This window comes from Rhodovarius crocodyli (genome assembly GCF_004005855.1).
GTDB lineage: Bacteria > Pseudomonadota > Alphaproteobacteria > Acetobacterales > Acetobacteraceae > Rhodovarius > Rhodovarius crocodyli.
The window spans coordinates 318,867-335,315 of the sequence record NZ_SACL01000003.1 but is presented as its reverse complement, the minus strand read 5'-3'; the positions used below and the strand labels follow the sequence as shown (position 1 = coordinate 335,315).

At 70.5% G+C, this 16,449-nt stretch carries 16 protein-coding genes; 6 read left to right on the top strand and 10 right to left on the bottom strand.

Features of this window, described 5'->3' with window-relative positions:
- Positions 1 to 621 carry a glutathione S-transferase family protein gene (locus EOD42_RS10810; RefSeq protein WP_127787533.1) on the top strand — a complete coding sequence of 207 codons (621 nt, stop codon included), beginning with the start codon at positions 1 to 3 and terminating at the stop codon, positions 619 to 621.
- Here the strand turns inward: EOD42_RS10810 and EOD42_RS10805 are convergent.
- Positions 618 to 1,556, bottom strand: coding sequence for a GDP-mannose 4,6-dehydratase (locus tag EOD42_RS10805; RefSeq protein ID WP_240655115.1), 939 nt, complete (start codon positions 1,554 to 1,556; stop codon positions 618 to 620). The two genes, EOD42_RS10810 and EOD42_RS10805, sit on opposite strands and share 4 nt — an antisense overlap.
- 73 nt (positions 1,557 to 1,629) lie before the next feature.
- Positions 1,630 to 3,819: a primosomal protein N' gene (locus tag EOD42_RS10800; RefSeq protein ID WP_127787531.1), complete on the bottom strand. Its 2,190-nt coding sequence runs from the start codon at positions 3,817 to 3,819 to the stop codon at positions 1,630 to 1,632.
- Between the two features lie 111 nt (positions 3,820 to 3,930).
- Here EOD42_RS10800 and fsa point away from each other — a divergent pair, with 111 nt between their 5' ends.
- From fsa to EOD42_RS10780, 4 genes are all read left to right on the top strand, one after another.
- On the top strand, positions 3,931 to 4,584 hold the full coding sequence (fsa, locus tag EOD42_RS10795) for a fructose-6-phosphate aldolase (RefSeq protein ID WP_127787530.1): 654 nt from the start codon (positions 3,931 to 3,933) through the stop codon (positions 4,582 to 4,584).
- Between the two features lie 109 nt (positions 4,585 to 4,693).
- Positions 4,694 to 5,323 (top strand): GAF domain-containing protein, encoded by a 630-nt coding sequence (locus EOD42_RS10790; protein WP_127787529.1) that lies wholly within the window; start codon positions 4,694 to 4,696, stop codon positions 5,321 to 5,323.
- Positions 5,320 to 6,240, top strand: a complete 921-nt coding sequence (locus EOD42_RS10785; RefSeq protein ID WP_127787528.1) for a tyrosine recombinase XerC — start codon at positions 5,320 to 5,322, stop codon at positions 6,238 to 6,240. The genes EOD42_RS10790 and EOD42_RS10785 overlap by 4 nt, the downstream gene beginning before the upstream one ends.
- 77 nt (positions 6,241 to 6,317) lie before the next feature.
- A complete protein-coding gene (locus EOD42_RS10780; protein WP_127787527.1) occupies positions 6,318 to 7,298 on the top strand; it encodes a Bug family tripartite tricarboxylate transporter substrate binding protein in 981 nt (326 codons plus the stop codon).
- Between the two features lie 131 nt (positions 7,299 to 7,429).
- Here EOD42_RS10780 and EOD42_RS10775 read toward each other — a convergent pair whose 3' ends face one another.
- The 8 genes from EOD42_RS10775 to EOD42_RS10740 form a co-directional block, all read right to left on the bottom strand.
- Entirely contained in the window at positions 7,430 to 8,149 is a 720-nt protein-coding gene (locus EOD42_RS10775; RefSeq protein ID WP_164867878.1) for a trypsin-like serine peptidase, read from the bottom strand.
- Positions 8,137 to 8,829 carry an NAD-dependent deacylase gene (locus tag EOD42_RS10770; RefSeq protein WP_206020318.1) on the bottom strand — a complete coding sequence of 231 codons (693 nt, stop codon included), beginning with the start codon at positions 8,827 to 8,829 and terminating at the stop codon, positions 8,137 to 8,139. The genes EOD42_RS10775 and EOD42_RS10770 overlap by 13 nt, the downstream gene beginning before the upstream one ends.
- A 1-nt stretch (position 8,830) precedes the next feature.
- On the bottom strand, positions 8,831 to 9,322 hold the full coding sequence (locus EOD42_RS10765) for a nucleoside deaminase (protein WP_127787524.1): 492 nt from the start codon (positions 9,320 to 9,322) through the stop codon (positions 8,831 to 8,833).
- 34 nt (positions 9,323 to 9,356) lie between these two features.
- Positions 9,357 to 10,502, bottom strand: a complete 1,146-nt coding sequence (rodA, locus tag EOD42_RS10760; RefSeq protein ID WP_408902157.1) for a rod shape-determining protein RodA — start codon at positions 10,500 to 10,502, stop codon at positions 9,357 to 9,359.
- A 22-nt stretch (positions 10,503 to 10,524) separates the two neighbouring features.
- Positions 10,525 to 12,411 carry a penicillin-binding protein 2 gene (gene mrdA, locus EOD42_RS10755; RefSeq protein WP_240655113.1) on the bottom strand — a complete coding sequence of 629 codons (1,887 nt, stop codon included), beginning with the start codon at positions 12,409 to 12,411 and terminating at the stop codon, positions 10,525 to 10,527.
- Positions 12,408 to 12,878: a hypothetical protein gene (locus tag EOD42_RS10750; RefSeq protein WP_127787522.1), complete on the bottom strand. Its 471-nt coding sequence runs from the start codon at positions 12,876 to 12,878 to the stop codon at positions 12,408 to 12,410. The genes mrdA and EOD42_RS10750 overlap by 4 nt, the downstream gene beginning before the upstream one ends.
- A 62-nt stretch (positions 12,879 to 12,940) precedes the next feature.
- Complete coding sequence (gene mreC / locus EOD42_RS10745) at positions 12,941 to 13,798, bottom strand: rod shape-determining protein MreC (RefSeq protein ID WP_338069635.1); 858 nt, start codon at positions 13,796 to 13,798, stop codon at positions 12,941 to 12,943.
- 52 nt (positions 13,799 to 13,850) lie between these two features.
- Complete coding sequence (locus tag EOD42_RS10740; protein ID WP_127787520.1) at positions 13,851 to 14,894, bottom strand: rod shape-determining protein; 1,044 nt, start codon at positions 14,892 to 14,894, stop codon at positions 13,851 to 13,853.
- A gap of 177 nt (positions 14,895 to 15,071) precedes the next feature.
- Here EOD42_RS10740 and EOD42_RS10735 point away from each other — a divergent pair, with 177 nt between their 5' ends.
- Entirely contained in the window at positions 15,072 to 16,283 is a 1,212-nt protein-coding gene (locus EOD42_RS10735; RefSeq protein ID WP_127787519.1) for an O-antigen ligase family protein, read from the top strand.
- Positions 16,284 to 16,449 lie beyond the last annotated feature (166 nt).

Genomic DNA, 16,449 nt, shown 5'->3' with positions numbered 1-16,449 from the left:
ATGACCACATTCTATTACGCGCCCGGCGCCTGTTCGCTCGGCATCCATGTCCTGCTGGAGGAAGTCGGCGCGCCCTATGAGGCCGTGGCCGTGAACCTGAAGGAAGGCGAGCAGTTCAAGCCGGGCTTCGTGTCGGTCACGCCCAAGTCCAAGGTGCCGGTGCTGGTGCGCGACGACGGCTCCGTCCTGACGGAATACCCCGCCATCGCCTATTGGCTGGCCGCCAGCACGCCGGCCGCCAAGCTGCTGCCCGGCACGCCCGAGGGCATGGCCCGCGCGCTGGAAGCCACGGATTACTGCGTGGCCAGCCTGCACATGCAGGGCTTCAGCCGCATGTTCCGCCCGACCAATTTCGGCCCCAGCGAGAGCGACGGCGACGCCATCAAGGCGCGCGGCCAGCAGGTGTTCGAGAAGGGCCTGGCCTGGTTCGAGGACAAGCTGTCCAAGCAGGACTGGGTGGCCGGCGAATACTCCTTCGCCGACAGCGCGCTGTATTACGTGTGCTACTGGTGGGTGGGCCGCTTCGGCAAGGAACTGCCGAAGAACGTCGCCGCGCATTATGAGCGGATGAAGGCGCGGCCGGCCGTGCAGCGGGCGATGGCGGCCGAGGGTCTGGCCTAGCCGGCCACGGCCCGGGCCCGCCAATCCGCGGAGACGTCGTCCAGCGTCGTCTCCCAGGAAATGGCGGGCTTCCAGCCCAGCCACTCCCGCGCCCGCGCCGCATTCCCGCAGGACCGCAGCAGGTCGTTCGGGCGCAGCGCGGCCGCACTTTCCTCCACCTTCGCCTCCACCCCCGCGCGCCGCAGCAACGCATGCAGGATGTCACCCACCTTGCGCGGCTCACCGCTCGCCAGGTTGATGATCGCGCCGTTGGGCAGCGCGTCGAACTTGCCCAGCGCCAGCGCATAGGCGGCGCAGACATCCCGCACATCCAGGAAATCCCGCCAGCGTTCCAGCGCGCCCACCTGCATGACGGGCGGCTGCAGCCCGGCTGCGATCCGCGCCGCCTGCCGCGCAAAGGCCGAGACGACGAAGCCCGGCCCCTGCCCCGGCCCCACATGGTTCAGCGGCCGCATGCGGATCACGCGCAGACCGCGCAGCGCCATCTCGCCCAGCGCCAGGTCGGCGGCCGCCTTGGCGGCGGCATAGGGGTTGCCGGGGGCCAGCGGCGCGGTCTCGTCCAGCGGTTCCTCCCGCTGGAAGGACAGGCCGTAGACCTCGCCGGTGGAGGCGAACAGCAGCCGCGCCTCGGGCGCCGCCTGCATCATCGCCTCACCCAGGCGCAGCGCGCCGTGCAGGTTGAAGTCCCAGGTAATCTCGGGGGAGCGAAAACTCTCGGCCACGTTGGACTGCGCTGCCAGATGCACCACGGCATCGGGTGCCGCCTGCTTCAGCGCATCGGCCAGCGCGGCCTTGGAGGTCAGCGGCGTGGGCACGCCCTCATCCCAGCCAGGCGCCGCGCCGTCATGCAGCCCCGCGATCAGGACGGCACCGGGAAAGGCGCTGCGCAGGGCCGCCCGCAGATGGCTGCCGACGAAGCCTGTGGCGCCTGTCACCAGTATCCTCAACCTGCCGTCCCCCGTTGCGCGGCGGCAGGATGGCGGCTGGCCCGGCGGCCCGCAAGCGGCCTCACAGAAAGCTCACCGGATCGACATCGACCTGCACGCGCACGGCGTTGGGCACGGCCACCCGGTCCAGCCATTCCCGCAGCAGGGGCTGCACGGCGATGCCGCGCTCGGCCTTCAACAGCAGCCGGTGGCGGTGCCGGCCGCGCAGCATGGCCAGCGGCGCGGGGGCCGGGCCCAGCACCTGCACGCCCGCCATCACGGGGGCGGCCAGGCCCAGGTCCCGGGCCACGCGGGCGGTCTCCACCGCGTCCTCCCCGCTGATGACCAGGGCGGCCAGCCGGCCGTAGGGCGGCCAATGGTCGGGCGCGCGCTGGGCCTTCTCCTCGGCCACGAAGCGGCCGATGTCATGGGTCAGCAGCGCCTGCATCACCGGGTGCTCGGGTGAGAAGCTCTGCAGCAGCACGCGGCCAGGGGCCTCGGCACGGCCGGCGCGCCCGGCCACCTGGTGCAGCAGCTGCACCGTGCGTTCCGCCGCGCGCAGGTCGCCCCCCGCCAGGCCCAGATCCGCATCCACCACGCCGACCAGCGTCAGGTGCGGGAAATGCCATCCCTTGGCCACGATCTGGGTGCCGATCACGAGGTCCACCTCCCGGTCCTCGATGCGGCGGGCGGCCTCGGCGGCGGCGGCGGGGCCGGGGATGTTGTCGCTGGCCATCACCAGGCGCCGGGCATCGGGGAACAGCAGCGCCGCTTCCTCCTGCACGCGCTCCACCCCCGGGCCGATGGCGGTCAGGCTGTGCTCGGCGTTGCATTCCGGGCAGCGGGGCGGGATGGGCTCCGCATGGCCGCAATGGTGGCATTGCAGGCGGCGCTGCGCGCGGTGTTCCACCAGCCAGGCGGTGCAGTTGGGGCACTGCATGCGGTGGCCGCAGGTGCGGCACAGCGTCAGCGGCGCATAGCCCCGGCGGTTGAGGAACAGCATCGCCTGCTCCCCGCGCGCCAGCGTCTGCTCGATCGCCTCGATCAGCGGGGGCGCCAGGAAGCGGCCGCGCTCGGGCGGGGTGGCGCGCAGGTCCAGCACCTCGATGCTGGGCAGGCTGGCGCCGCCGTGGCGGGTGGGCAGGGTCAGTTCGGTGTATCGCCCGGCCTCGACATTCGCGATGGTCTCGAGGCTGGGCGTGGCGCTGACCAGCACGCAGGGCGCCTGCGAGAAGCGGGCGCGCACCACCGCCATGTCGCGGGCGTGATAGACCACGCCGTCCTCCTGCTTGAAGGCGGTCTCGTGCTCCTCGTCCACGATGATCAGGCCGAGGTCCGGGAAGGGCAGGAACAGCGCGGAGCGCGCGCCCACCAGCACGGGGGCCGCGCCCTCCGCCACCGCGCGCCAGGTGTCGCGGCGGATGCCGGGCGACAGCTCGCTGTGCCACAGCGCCGGCGCGCAGCCGAATCGGGACTGGAAGCGCGAGAGCCATTGGGAGGACAGCGCGATCTCGGGCAGCAGCACCAGCGCCTGCCTGCCCTGGCGCAGGCATTCGGCCACCGCGTCCAGATAGGTCTCGGTCTTGCCGGAGCCGGTGACGCCGCGCAGCAGGGTCACGGAGAATTCATGCGCTGCAACACGCTGCCGCAGGGCCGCCGCGACGCCCGCCTGCGTCTCGGAAAGGGGCGGTCCCGGATGCTCCGGGTCAGGGCGGGCGAAGCGCGGCGCCTGGGGCAGCACCGCGGGCTCGATCATGCCGGCCTTGGCCATGCCGCGGATCACGGCGGGGCTGGCGGGCAGGGCCTCGCCGGGCTGGGGGGAGTGTTCGGCCAGTGCCTCCAGCACCTTCGCGCGGTCGGGCGTGACGCGGCCGGTGCCCGCGCCCGTGGCGCGCCAGCCCGCGCGAATCGCAGGTTTTTCAAGAGCCGACGGCGCGCTCATGGCCATGCGCATCACGGCGCCGGGGGCGCTCAGCGTATAGGCCGCCACCCAATCGACGAAACGGCGCAATGCCGGGCGCATTGGGGGCGCCGGCAGAACCTCGATGATCGGGCGCAGCTTGATGTTGGGCAGCCCGGCCTCGGGCGGGCGGTCCCACACCACGCCCAGCATCCGGCGCGGGCCGAGGGGCACCACGACGAAGCTGCCCGGCTCCACATGCAGCCCCTCCGGCACGGCATAATCATAGGCGCCGGCCAGCGGCAGCGGCAGGAGCACCGGGACTGCGGCGGGCAACTTCTCCGGGAACAAACTGGCCGAGGGTTGTGGCATGGGCTATGCACATGGGGTCAGGAACGGTTCCCAGGCAACCCGTTGGGGCAACCCTTTGGGGACAACCCGGGCCGTGCCTCAGTTTTCACCCCCCAAGGGAACCGACCACCCATGAAATTCTTCGTGGACACCGCCGATGTGTCCGAGATCCGCGCCATGGCGCAGACCGGCCTGCTGGATGGCGTGACGACCAACCCGAGCCTGATCGCCAAGTCCGGCCGCAAGATGGCCGACGTGATCGCCGAGATCTGCGAGCTGACCCCGGGCCCGGTTTCCGCCGAGGCGGTCTCCACCGATTTCGAGACCATGCTGGCCGAAGGCCGCTATCTGCGCGGCATCGCGAAGAATGTGTGCGTGAAGCTGCCGCTGACCGAGGCCGGCCTGCGCGTGTGCCGCACGCTGTCCGACGAAGGCACGCCGGTGAACGTGACGCTGTGCTTCTCGGCCAACCAGGCGCTGCTGGCGGCCAAGGCGGGTGCTACCTTCATCTCCCCCTTCGTGGGCCGGCTGGACGATATCGGCCAGGACGGCATGGGGCTGATCGCGGACATCGTGCAGATCTACCGCAACTACACCTTCAAGACCGAGGTGCTGGTCGCCTCCGTGCGCCACCCGGTGCATGTGCTGCAGGCCGCCAAGCTGGGCGCGCATGTGGCCACCATGGGCCCGGCCACCATCCGGATGCTGTTCAAGCACCCGCTGACGGACAAGGGCCTGGAAGCCTTCCTGGCCGACTGGGCCAAGACCGGCCAGAGCATTCTCTGACGCCCGGCTTTCTCGTGCCTCCGGCCCTCGAATCCCGGTCGCCAGAGAACGCTGTGAGCGGCCTGCAGATCCGCGCCGCGCACAGCGCGTCGCGGGCAGGACGCTGAGAATGACCAAGAGCAGCCCGACCCGGCAGGAAGTCGAGGCTTGGCTGCGCGCGAACCCGGGTTTTCTGGCCGAGAACCCGGACCTCTACCTGGTCCTGACGCCCCCCGCCCGTGTTCATGGCGAGGGGCTGGCGGACCACATGGCCGCCATGGTCAACGCCGCGCGCGACCGCGTGCGCGAGGGTGCCGCCGAGATGCAGCAGGCGCTGGCCAGCGGGCGCGCCGGCACCGGCCTCGCGGCCCGCGCGCAGGAAGCCGTGCTGGCCCTGATGCGCGCGCGTGACCCGCTGGAATGCGTGACGCAGGAATGGCCCGCGCTGCTGGGGCTGGATGCCTGCCATGTCGGCTGCGAGCGCACGGCCCGCGCCCATGTGCAGCGCCTGCCGGCCGGCACGTTGAAGCGCGTGCTGCCCCCTGGCCGCGACGCGGTGCTGCGCCCCGTGCCGCGAGAGGCCGACCTGTTCCACCAGGAAGCCGCCCCGCTGGTGCGCCGCGACGCGCTGGCGCGCATCCCCGGCAGCCAGCCCATGCTGCTGGCGCTCGGCGCGCGTGACCCGGAGCTGCTGCCCGGCGAGGGGCTGGAAAGCGTGATCTTCCTGGGGCGCGCGATCGGGGCGGCGCTCGCGCGATGATGCTGGAGCGCTACCTCTCCTGGCTGGCCGATGAGCGCAGGGCGAGCCCGCACACGCTGGAGGCCTATCGCCGCGACGTGTCGCAGTTCCTGGGCTTTCTCACGCGCTATCAGGGGCAGGAGCCGGACATGGCGGCGCTCTCCGCGCTGAAACCCGCCGATGTGCGCGGCTTCCTGGCCGAGCGCGCGAAGGAAGGCGCGGGTGCCGCCACCCGCGCGCGGCAGCTGGCCGCCGTGCGCGGCTTCCTGAAATTCCTGGCGCGGCGGGAGGGCATGCCGGCCCCCACCCTGTCCGGCCTGCGCGGCCCCCGCCTGCCGCGCCCCGTGCCGCGCGCGCTGGAGGCACAGGACGCCCGCGCCCTGGCCGCCGAGGTGGGCCTTGTCCACGCCACCCCCAATGCCGAGCTGCCGGATTTCCAGGCCGCGCGGGACGTGGCGCTGTTCACGCTGCTCTATGGCTGCGGCCTGCGCATCAGCGAGGCGCTGGGCCTGGACGTGCGCGACGCGCCGCTGCCCGGCGCCGAGGGCACGCTGCGCATCCTGGGCAAGGGCGGCAAGACGCGCATCGTGCCCGTGCTGCCGGCCGTGCGCGCCGCCATGGCCGAATGGCTGAAGCACCGCCCCGCCGCCGAGCCCGATGAGCCGCTGTTCCTGGGCGCGCGCGGCAAGCGGCTGGACCCGGCGATCGCGCAGAAATCCATGCGCAATTACCGCCGCCTGGCCGGCCTGCCGGAACACGCGACGCCGCATGCGCTGCGGCACAGTTTCGCCACCCATCTGCTGGGCGGCGGGGGCGATCTGCGCTCGATCCAGGAATTGCTGGGCCATGCCAGCCTGTCGACCACGCAGCGCTATACTGCGGTGGATGCGGCCCGGCTGCTGGAGACGTGGCGGAACGCGCATCCGAGGGCCGACTGATCTTGCATGCCGGGGCGTTCAGCCCCCACCATGCGGCACGCCCGGCAACAGGGCGACACGTCCAAGGATACCAAGCCATGCCCCAGCTTCTCGCGGGGCGGCGCGCCCTGCTGGCCGCGCCGCTGCTCGCCCCCTTTGCCTCTGCCCGCGCCCAGAACGCCGAATGGCCCACCCGCAGCATCACCATCGTCGAGGGCTATCCGCCCGGCGGCGTCACCGACACGTCCTCCCGCCTGGTGGCGGAGCGCATGACGCGGGAGCTGGGCCAGACCGTGCTGGTGGAAAACCGCCCCGGGGCCGCGACCTCCGTCGCCACCACCTCCGTCGTGCGGTCGCGGCCGGATGGCTACACGCTGGGCATGGGCACCACCACGCTGGCCATCAACCCGTCCTTCCAGCCGACCCTGACGCCGCGTGAGCCGCAGCGGGAGCTGGTGCCGGTGGGCATGGTGTTCCGCACCCCCTTCATCCTGCACGTCCATCCCTCCGTCCCCGCGACCAACCTCGCGGAGTTCATCGCCTATGCGAAGTCCAAGCCCGGCGAGATCACCTGGGCCAGCAGCGGCACCGGTGCGGTGAACCACCTGGCGATCGAGCTGTTCAAGCGCCAGGCGGGTATCGAGGTGCTGCATGTGCCCTATCGCGGCGGCGTGCCCGGTGCGCTGGACCTCGCGGCGGGGCGCTGCCAGGCCATGTTCTCGGCCGTGCTGGAGGCCGTGCCGCATCTGAGCACCGGCGCCACCCGCGGCATCGCCGTCACGCTGGGCCAGCGCCTGCCGAACTTCCCGAACCTGCCGCCCATCTCCGACACGCTGCCGGGCTTCGAGGTGACCTTCTGGCAGGGGCTGTTCGCGCCGGCCGGCACGCCGGAACCCGTCCTGGCCAAGGCGGGCCGCGCGCTGGGCGTGGCCACCAGCGACCCCGACCTGCGCTCGCGCCTGTCGGAGCAGGGGGTGGAACTGATCACGGGCGACGCCAACGCGCTCAGGACCATGCTGGCGAGCGAAACCCAGCGCTGGGGGGATGTCATCCGGGCTGGGAATATCAGGCCGGAATAAGAACGTTCTTTTTTATAAAAAAGAACCAAAAAATTTTTGATAGATTAATGTGGCGCCCAACATCATCGGCGCCACACCAAATTCAAAAAGTCTTTTTGCTTCTTTTTCTACAGAAAAAGAAGATTACGCTTCTACCTTATAGTTTCCGCCGGCACCGCATACCCCCGCGCCGCCCCCAGCTGCATCGCGACCACCACGCCCGCCACGGCAAAGCGCCCATCCTCCAGCCGCATCAGCAGCGGCGCGCCCGAGGTACCGCGCGTGCCGGCGCAACCGTGCATCAGTACGGGGCGGTTGGTGTCGTCGCGGGCCATGCCCAGGGCCTGGCAGGCGATGTCGGCCATCAGCATCTCAGGCCGGTCCTGCTGATAGCCGCCCAGCATCAGCGGCGTGCCCGCCGCCACCCCGCCCTGCCACAGCGCGACATTCAGCCCCGGCAGCGGCGTGGCCAGGAACAGGATGGCCCAATCCGCCCCGATCGGGCGCCGGGTGGCCGCGTTGAAGCCGTCCCCGATGCGGAAGCCGCGCACGCGGGCATGCACCAGATGCTCCCCCTGGTGATAGCCCAGCAGGAAATGCACCGAGGAAGCGCGCACCATCCGCCCGCTGCGCGGGCTGACCAGGCAATGCGCCGAGGTCAGCACCCGGTCGGGCGCGATCAGCGTGCCGGTGCAGCGCCCGCCTACCTCGGTCTGCACACGGCCCAGCGCGTTCCAGGGGGCGGTGCCGGCATCGACCGGCTGGCGGGGGTCCTCGGCACCCAGCCCGGGCAGGATGCTGCGCGGGACCACGCGCTGCTGGGCCTGGGCATCGAAGGCCAGCAGCAGGAACAGGGCAATCAGGCCGCGCACAGCAATTGCTCGACCAGCGCGGGCACCAGCGTGCCGGCCGGGCCCTGGCGCAACTCGTCGAAGCCGTCGGCCACCGCCGATGCCTCCAGGTTCACCTCGATGCTGCGGGCGTGGCGCGGCAGCATCCGCACGAAGCCCGCCGCCGGATAGACCGTGCCCGACGTGCCGATGGCCACGAAGATGTCGGCCGCTTCCAGGGCCGCCATGATGCGCGGCATCTCCAGCGGCATCTCCCCGAACCAGACGATGTCCGGGCGCAGGCGCGCGGCGCCGCAGGCGGGGCACGGGGTGGCGCGCGGCAGGGCGGCCTGCCAGTCGTGCCGGGCATCGCAGGCCGTGCAGCGCACGCGCTTCAACGCGCCGTGCATCTGCACCATGCGGCGGCTGCCGGCGCGGGCGTGCAGGTCGTCCACATTCTGCGTCACCAGCAGGAAGTCGCCGGGCCAGTCGCGCTCCAGCCGGGCCAGGGCCAGATGGGCGGGGTTGGGTTCCACCTCGGCCAGCTGGGCGCGGCGGGCGTCATACCAGCCCAGCACCAGGTCGGGGTCGCGGGCAAAGGCCTCGGGCGTCGCCAGGTCCTGCGGGCGGAAACGCTGCCACAGGCCACCGGGATCACGAAAGGTGGCAAGCCCGCTCTCGGCGCTGATGCCGGCACCCGTCAGCACCACCAGGCGCTTCATCTCAGCCACCCATCATGCGCGCCCATTCGCGCAGGATGTCCTCGGCTTCCGCACTGGGGAACGCCTCGGCGGGGATGCTGCCGTTCGCGACCGGGGCGCCGGCATCGGCCCGCAGCGCCTTCACGTCGCCCCGGCGGCGGATGGAGCGCGCGACACCCGACAGCGCGGCATTCGAGGTCTCCAGGCTGCCCGCGTAGAACACCTTGGTGATGCCGACCACATGGATGGTGGCCACACACAGCGCGCAGGGCTCGCAGGAGGAATAGAGATGCGCGCCCGACAGGTCCGTGCATTCCAGCCTGCGGCAGGCATCGCGGATCGCCTCCGTCTCACCATGGGAGGTCGGGTCGAAATGCAGGCGGGACCGGTTGACGCCCCACCCCACGATCTCGCCGTCCTTGACCACCACGGCACCGAAGGGCTCGGTGCCGGGCTCGGACAGCGCGCGGCGCGACTGGGCGATGGCCTGGGCCATGAAAGCGGGATTGTACATGGCCCCCCTATATCAAAGAGTTGGGCGCCGCGCGCTATTCCCGCGCCGGGCCCAGATCCGCGTGCCGGTGGACATAGGCGGACATGACCAACCCGAAGCCCAGCATCACCGTCAGCATGGCCGACCCGCCATGGCTGATCAGCGGCAGCGGCACGCCGCCCACCGGGATGCTGCCCGTGACCATCGCGATGTTGACGAAGATATAGAAGAAGTAGTTGGCCCCGATGCCGAAGCACAGCAGCCGGCCGAAGTGGTTCTTGCACATGAAGCCGGCATAGATGCAGAACAGCACCACCAGCATCAGCAGCCCGAGTGTCGCCATCGCCCCCACGAAGCCGAATTCCTCGGCGATCATGGTGAAGATGAAGTCGGTCTGCTTTTCCGGCAGGAAGTTCAGGTGGCCCTGCGTGCCGCCCAGGAAGCCCTTGCCCCAGATGCCGCCGGAGCCCAGCGCGATCTTGGACTGGATGATGTTGTAGCCGGCGCCCAGCGGGTCGTTCTCGGGGTCGAAGAAGGTGCTGATGCGGGCGCGCTGATAGTCGCGCAGATTGGCATAGACGATGGGCACGGCCGAGGCCGCGGCGCCGATCGCCAGGCCGAACTTCCACCAACGCACGCCGGCCACCCAGAACATGACGCCGCCCACGGCCACGGTGATCAGCGACGTGCCGAGATTGGGCTGCCGGAAGATCAACCCCGCCGGGACGAACACCAGCAGCATGGCCGGTACCAGGAAGAACACATTGCCGATCTTCTTCCAGGTGGCACGGGCGAACCAGGCCGCCAGCAGCGCCACCAGGGCGATCTTCATCATCTCGCTGGGCTGCAGCTGGATGGGCCCCAGATCCACCCAGCGCTGCGCGCCCTTGCCCACCTGCCCGCGCACCGCCACCAGCACCAGCAGCGCCAGCGATATGCCATAGAGCGGCCAGGAGAGCCGGTAGATCACCTTGATGTCGATGAGGCCGATACACAGCGCCATCACCAGGCAGAAGGCGAAGCGCAGCGCGTGCTTGGTGGCGTACAGGTCCGGGTTGCCGCTGCCCGCCGAATACAGCGCGACATAGCCCACCCCTGCCACCGCGATCAGCAGCAGCACGAAGACCCAGGGCACGCGCCACAGCTTCTCCAGCAGCTTGTGTTCCCGGTTCCGGGTCAGCAGCCGCTTCTCGAAGGTGATGGACATTAGCGGGCCGCCCTGTTCATGAGATCACCCTGAAGCGGTTGAACGTCTCGACCATGACATCACGCGCGAGCGGCGCCGCCGCGGCACCGCCGGCGGTGCCGTGCTCCACGACCACGGCCACGGCATAAAGCGGGTTGTCGTGCGGGGCATAGCCCACGAACAGCGCGTGGGGCCGCCACTCACGCGGCAGGTTCTGCACGTTGAAGCCGCGCTCGCGCTGCTCACGCGTCACGCGGCGCACCTGGGTGGTGCCGGTCTTGCCCGACATCATGCCCAGATTGCCCGGCAGCTTGGCCAGTGAGGCAGTGCCGCCGGCCTCGTTCACCGCGGCCCACATCGCCTCTCGCTGCAGGCGCAGGTCACGGTCGGGAATGCCCAGGCTCGGCCAGTCCTCAGGGCGGCCGCCACGCACCGGCCGCCCGCCGATGCTGCGCGTCAGGTGCGGCTGCACGGCACGCCCGGTCGCCAGCCGCGCGGTCATGGTGCAGATCGCCAGGGGGGTGAACAGATAGAAGCCCTGGCCAATGCCGTGCACGATGGTGTCGCCGATGTTCCAGGCCTTGCCCTGGGCCTCACGCCATTCGCGGGTCGGCGCCAGGCCCCGGCGCACGCCGGGCAGGTCGATCTCCAGATCCACGCCCAGGCCGAAGCGCCGCGCCATGGCGGCGATGCGGTTGATGCCGACGCGCCGCGCGACCTCATAGAAATACACGTCGCAGCTGTTCTTGATGGCCGCGCGCATGTCGAGCGCGCCATGGCCCGACCGGTTCCAGCAATGGAAGCGGCTGTCGCCGAAATCCAGGTGCCCGGGGCAGGAGATGCGATCGCCCGGCCCGACCACCCGTGCCTCCAGCCCGGCCAGCCCCACCACCATCTTGAAGGTGGAGCCGGGCGCATAGAGCCCGTTGGTGGCCTTGTTGATCAGCGGCGTGGAGCGCCCGGCCGTCCATTGCCGCCACTGCGCGGCGGAAACGCCGGAATTGAAGATGTTGGGGTCGAAGGACGGGTTGCTGGCCATCGCCAGCAACTCCCCGTTGCGGGCGTTCATGATGACGACGGAAGTGCCGTCCTCGATCTTGCCGCGAACGGAACGCTGCAGCTCGGCATCGATGCTGATCTCGATGTCCTGCCCCGGCACGCCCTCGCGCCGGTCCAGCTCGCGGATGATGCGGCCGGTGGCGTTCACCTCTAGCTGCACGGAGCCCGCGCGGCCGCGCAGGATGTTCTCGTGGAAGCGCTCCACCCCCGCGCGGCCCACGCGGGCGCCCGGCAGCTGCAGGATCGGGTCGCTGCCCAGGTCGCGGTCGCTCGGGGGCGCCACATAGCCCACCATATGGGCCAGGTTCTCGCCCTCGGGGTACTGCCGGGTGGTGCCGACGTCGATCAGGATGCCAGGCAGATCGGGGGCGTTCACCTCGATATGCGCCATTTCCTCCCAGCTGAGGAATTCCCGCACGATGGTGGGCACGAAGCGCCGGCGGCGGCGCAGCTCGCGGTCCACGCGCGCGCGCTCATTGTCCGTCAGCGGAATGATGCGCGAGAAGGTTTCGAGCGTGGCGTGCACATCCGCCGTCTGCTCGGCCACCAGCAGGGCGCGCCAGTTCAGGCGGTTGCCCGCGACCAGCGCGCCGGTGCGGTCCGTGATGCGCCCGCGCGGCGCGCCGATCAGCCGGGCGGAGACGCGGTTCTCCTCAGCCAGGGTCGCGAAGCGGTTCCCCTCGACCACCTGCAGCTGATACAGGCGCGAGGCCAGGAAGCCGAACAGCCCCAGCTGCACCGCGCCATACATGATGGCGCGGCGGGTGAAGACGGTCCGGCGGATCTCCTCGTCGCGCTTGACCCCCCGCATGGAGCCCGGCACGGCGCGGTCCTTCTGCTTGCGGCTGAAGGGATTGAGCCTCATTCGAAACGTTCCATGGCCTTGTGCATCGCCGTGAAGCCAAGGGCCAATATCGGGTACAGGCCGGTGGAAACCAGGGTCTCATACATGATGAAACGCGGGGTCAGCAGCCTGAAATATCCGATGCTGTTGGCCAGCCACGACAGGGCGAAGCACCCCAGCGCGACCAGCGAATAGAGCACCGCGATGATGTAGAAGTTCTGCTTCTGCAAGGCGCTGCGCATGCGGAACACCACCGCATAGGTGATGATGAGGCACAGCGTGATGGCCCCGAAATTGGGCGACACCAGCAGGTCCAGCAGCAGCCCCAGCAGGAACACCGCCAGCGGCGGCATCGCGGTGGGGCGGAAGATGGTCCAGAAGAACACCGCCGGCAGCACCACCGGCAGGGCCAGGCTCGGCCCCTGGTCCTGCGTCGTCACCGCGATCGCCAGCAGCGCCGTGACGAACAGCGGCAGCGAATTGCGCATGACATTGTCGAGTGAACGGAGAAAGCCGGAGGGAGGCTCGACCTTCCCCGGCTTGGGGCGCTTCATCTGCGGCCCGGGCGTGGCTCAGGCCGGGCCACGGCTTCCGGCGGCAGGATGCCCTGCAGGCCGAAGTCGAACAGGCGCACCACGTCCAGCCGGTCCAGCCGGGCGAAGAGTTCCACTTCCGGAACGCCGCCCTCGGTCCAGCGGACGATGCCCACCGGCAGGCCGGCCGGATAGGCGGAGGCCTCGGAGCTGGTCACCACCCGGTCGCCGTCGCGCGGCACCTGGCCTTCGGGCCAGTGCTGCAGGCGGGGCCTGGCGGAGTTGTTGCCCACCATGATGGCGCGCGCCCGCGTGCCCTCGAAGGTGACGGGGATGCGGCTGTTGATGTCCGTGGCCAGCAGCACGCGGGCGGAGCGGCTGCCCACCTCGGTCACGCGGCCGACGAAGCCGCGCTCATCCAGCGCGATCTGGCCCTTGCGCACCGGGGCGCGGGGGCCGGTGGCCAGCAGCACGGCACGGGCATAGGTGCCGCCGCCGTCAGCCACCACGCGGGCGGTGAAGAAGCTGGGCGCGGGTTCGGGCACCCAGGCCAGCTGGCGGCGCAGCAGGGAGTTCTCGGCCTCCAGCGCCAGGGCGGTGTCCTGCCAGCGGCGCAGATGGTCGTTCTCGGTGCGCAGGCGCTCGTTCTCGGCGCGCATGTTCCACAGCGTGCGCACCTCGGTCACGGCGTCGGACGCGGCGGAGACGGGGCGCTGCAGCACGGACCAGATGGGGGTCACCACATCCGTCACCATGGTGCGCATGCGTTCCACCAGCAGGGCGTCCGCCTTGCCCAGCAGCATCACGCCGAAGGCCATGGCGATGAGGACCGGCAAGGACAGCCGACCCAGCGCCTGACGCAATGGGATGCTCAACCGGATCAATGCCAGGTCCCTTCAACCCTGTTTCTGGAAGCCTCGGCCCCCATTAATACATGGAGGACAGCACCTGTCGAAGCCGTTTCAGCTCCTCGAGCGCACGACCGGTGCCCAGGGCCACGCAGTTCAGCGGCTCTTCCGCCACCACGACAGGCAGGCCTGTCGCATCGCGCAGCACTTCGTCCAGCCGGTGCAGCAGGGCGCCGCCGCCGGTCAGCACGATGCCCTTGTCCACGATATCGGCCGCGAGCTCGGGCGGCGTGTTCTCCAGCGCGACCTTCACGGCCTCGACGATCTGGGTCACGGGCTCATTCAGCGCGATCGCGATCTCACGCTGGCTGACCACCACCTCACGCGGGACGCCGTTCATCAGGTCACGGCCCTTCACCTCGGTCAGGATGCCGTCGCTGTCGTCGTCCGGGGGGGCCGCCGCGCCGATCTCCATCTTGATGCGCTCGGCGCTGCTCTCACCGATCAGCAGGTTATGGGTGCGGCGGATGTAGCTGATCACCGCCTCGTCCATCTTGTCGCCGCCCACGCGCACGGAGCGCGCATAGACGATGCCGCCGAGCGAGATCACGGCCACCTCGGTCGTGCCGCCGCCGATGTCCACCACCATGGAGCCGGAGGGCTCCGTCACGGGCAGGCCCGCGCCGATGGCGGCCGCCATCGGTTCCTCGATCAGCAGCACCTTGCGGGCGCCGGCGCTCTCGGCGCTTTCCTGGATCGCGCGGCGCTCGACGGCGGTGGAGCCGGAGGGCACGCAGACGATGATCATGGGCGAGGCGAAGCCGCGGCGGTTATGCACCTTGCGGATGAAGTGCTTGATCATCTCCTCCGCCACCTCGAAGTCGGCGATCACGCCGTCGCGCATCGGGCGGATGGCCGCGATGTTGCCGGGGGTACGGCCCAGCATCATCTTGGCTTCCTCGCCCACCGCCAGCACCTGCTTGCGGCCGCGATTGTCGGAGATGGCAACCACCGAAGGCTCGTTGAGCACGATGCCGCGGCCCTTCACATAGACCAGCGTGTTTGCCGTGCCGAGATCGATGGCCATGTCGGCCGAGAGGAAGCCGAACAGGCGAGACAGCATGCGAAAACCCTTCCGGCCCGGGGCCTGAGGTGAAAAGGACGGGGCTAGCGGGCGTAGCTAGCCCCATGTGGGCGCGGGCTCAAGGGCCATACCGGTGCGTGCGGCGCAGTGCTGCCCCCGCAAGTGCCGCTTGCCCGTCCAACCGGGGCATGCCAAGCGGCCCAGGTGAGCACTCTCATGAGCAGATTCCTGAGCCCCACCCTTTCCCTGGCCTGCTTCCTGGCCATCGCCCCGGTGCTGGCGGTGTTCCAGTTCCGCGGCATCGCGCCGCTGGGCACGGCCGCGCTGCTGGCCATGGCGCTGGGTGGGCTGGTGGCCGGGCGGGGCCTTCGCCTGCCGGCCGCGGCCTGGGCGGGGCTCGCGCTGTGCGGCTGGGGGCTGTTGAGCGCGCTATGGGCCGTGGACCCGGGCCGCAGCGCCTTCGAGGGCGCGCGGATCGGCGCGCTGGTGCTGCTGGGCGGGTTGGCCGCAGCCGCGCTCGGCACCGGGGCCGACACCCCCCGCCCCGTGCTCCGCTGGCTGACGCTGGGCCTGGTGGCGGGCGCCATCCTGACCTTCGCGGACCAGACGAGCTTCCACACGCTGCGTGCCTTCGTGCGCGGCCTGCAGCATTGGGACGTGACGCTGGGCTTCGGCCTGAAGCCCTCGGCCTCCGTGCTGGCGGTGCTGCTGCCGCTGGCGGCCTTCGTGCAGCCGGGGTTGCGGCGCAAGGTCGCGCTGGCGCTGATCGTGCTGGCCACGGTGTTCAGCATGTCCGCCCAGGCCGCCAAGATCGGCGTGCTGGCGGGGCTGGCCGGCAGCATCGCCTTCGCGCTGCTGGGGCCGCGCCTGCTGCGGGTGGCGGTGCCGCTGGTCGTGGCGCTGGTGCTGCTGCTTCCCTGGGCATTGGGGGCGGTGCTGGCCACCGGGCCGGACGTGAACTGGATGCAGGGCAGCGCCGCCCATCGGGTGCTGATCTGGGATTTCGCCATCCAGCGCATCATGGAAAGCCCCATCCTGGGCTGGGGCATGGAATCGGCCCGGGCCATTCCGGGCGGCGAGCTTCAGGTCTCCGCCGAGCAGTTGGCGAAGTTCCACCTGCAGCCTCAGGCCACCTGGTTCGCCGATGTGCGGGCCCAGCGCCTGCCGCTGCATACCCACAACTTCATCATCCAGATCTGGCTGGAGCTGGGGGCCGTGGGCGCGCTGCTGACGGCAGCCATGCTGGCGCTGCTGCTGCGCGCGGCCGACAATCCCGGCCGGTTCGGGGCCTTCTGCGCGGCCTTCGCGGTGGGCTGCCTCAGCTATGGCGTGTGGCAGGGCTGGTGGGTGGCGATGCTGGTGATGCTGGCGGTCACGGCCCGCGTGGTGCGGACGGGCGCAGGGGCGCCATCCCCGTCCAGGACCTGATCGGACGGGGCGATTTCGCCCGGCGCACCTCCTGGCGCCATTCCATCGGCATTTGCCCTCCATGCGGGCGCGATCCGTGAAAAGGCAGCAACCTCCTCGCAATTTGGTGTGGTTTTCCGCGCGAAGCCTCCTGTAGCGTTCCTGCCCGAAGCGGGCTGCGGCCACG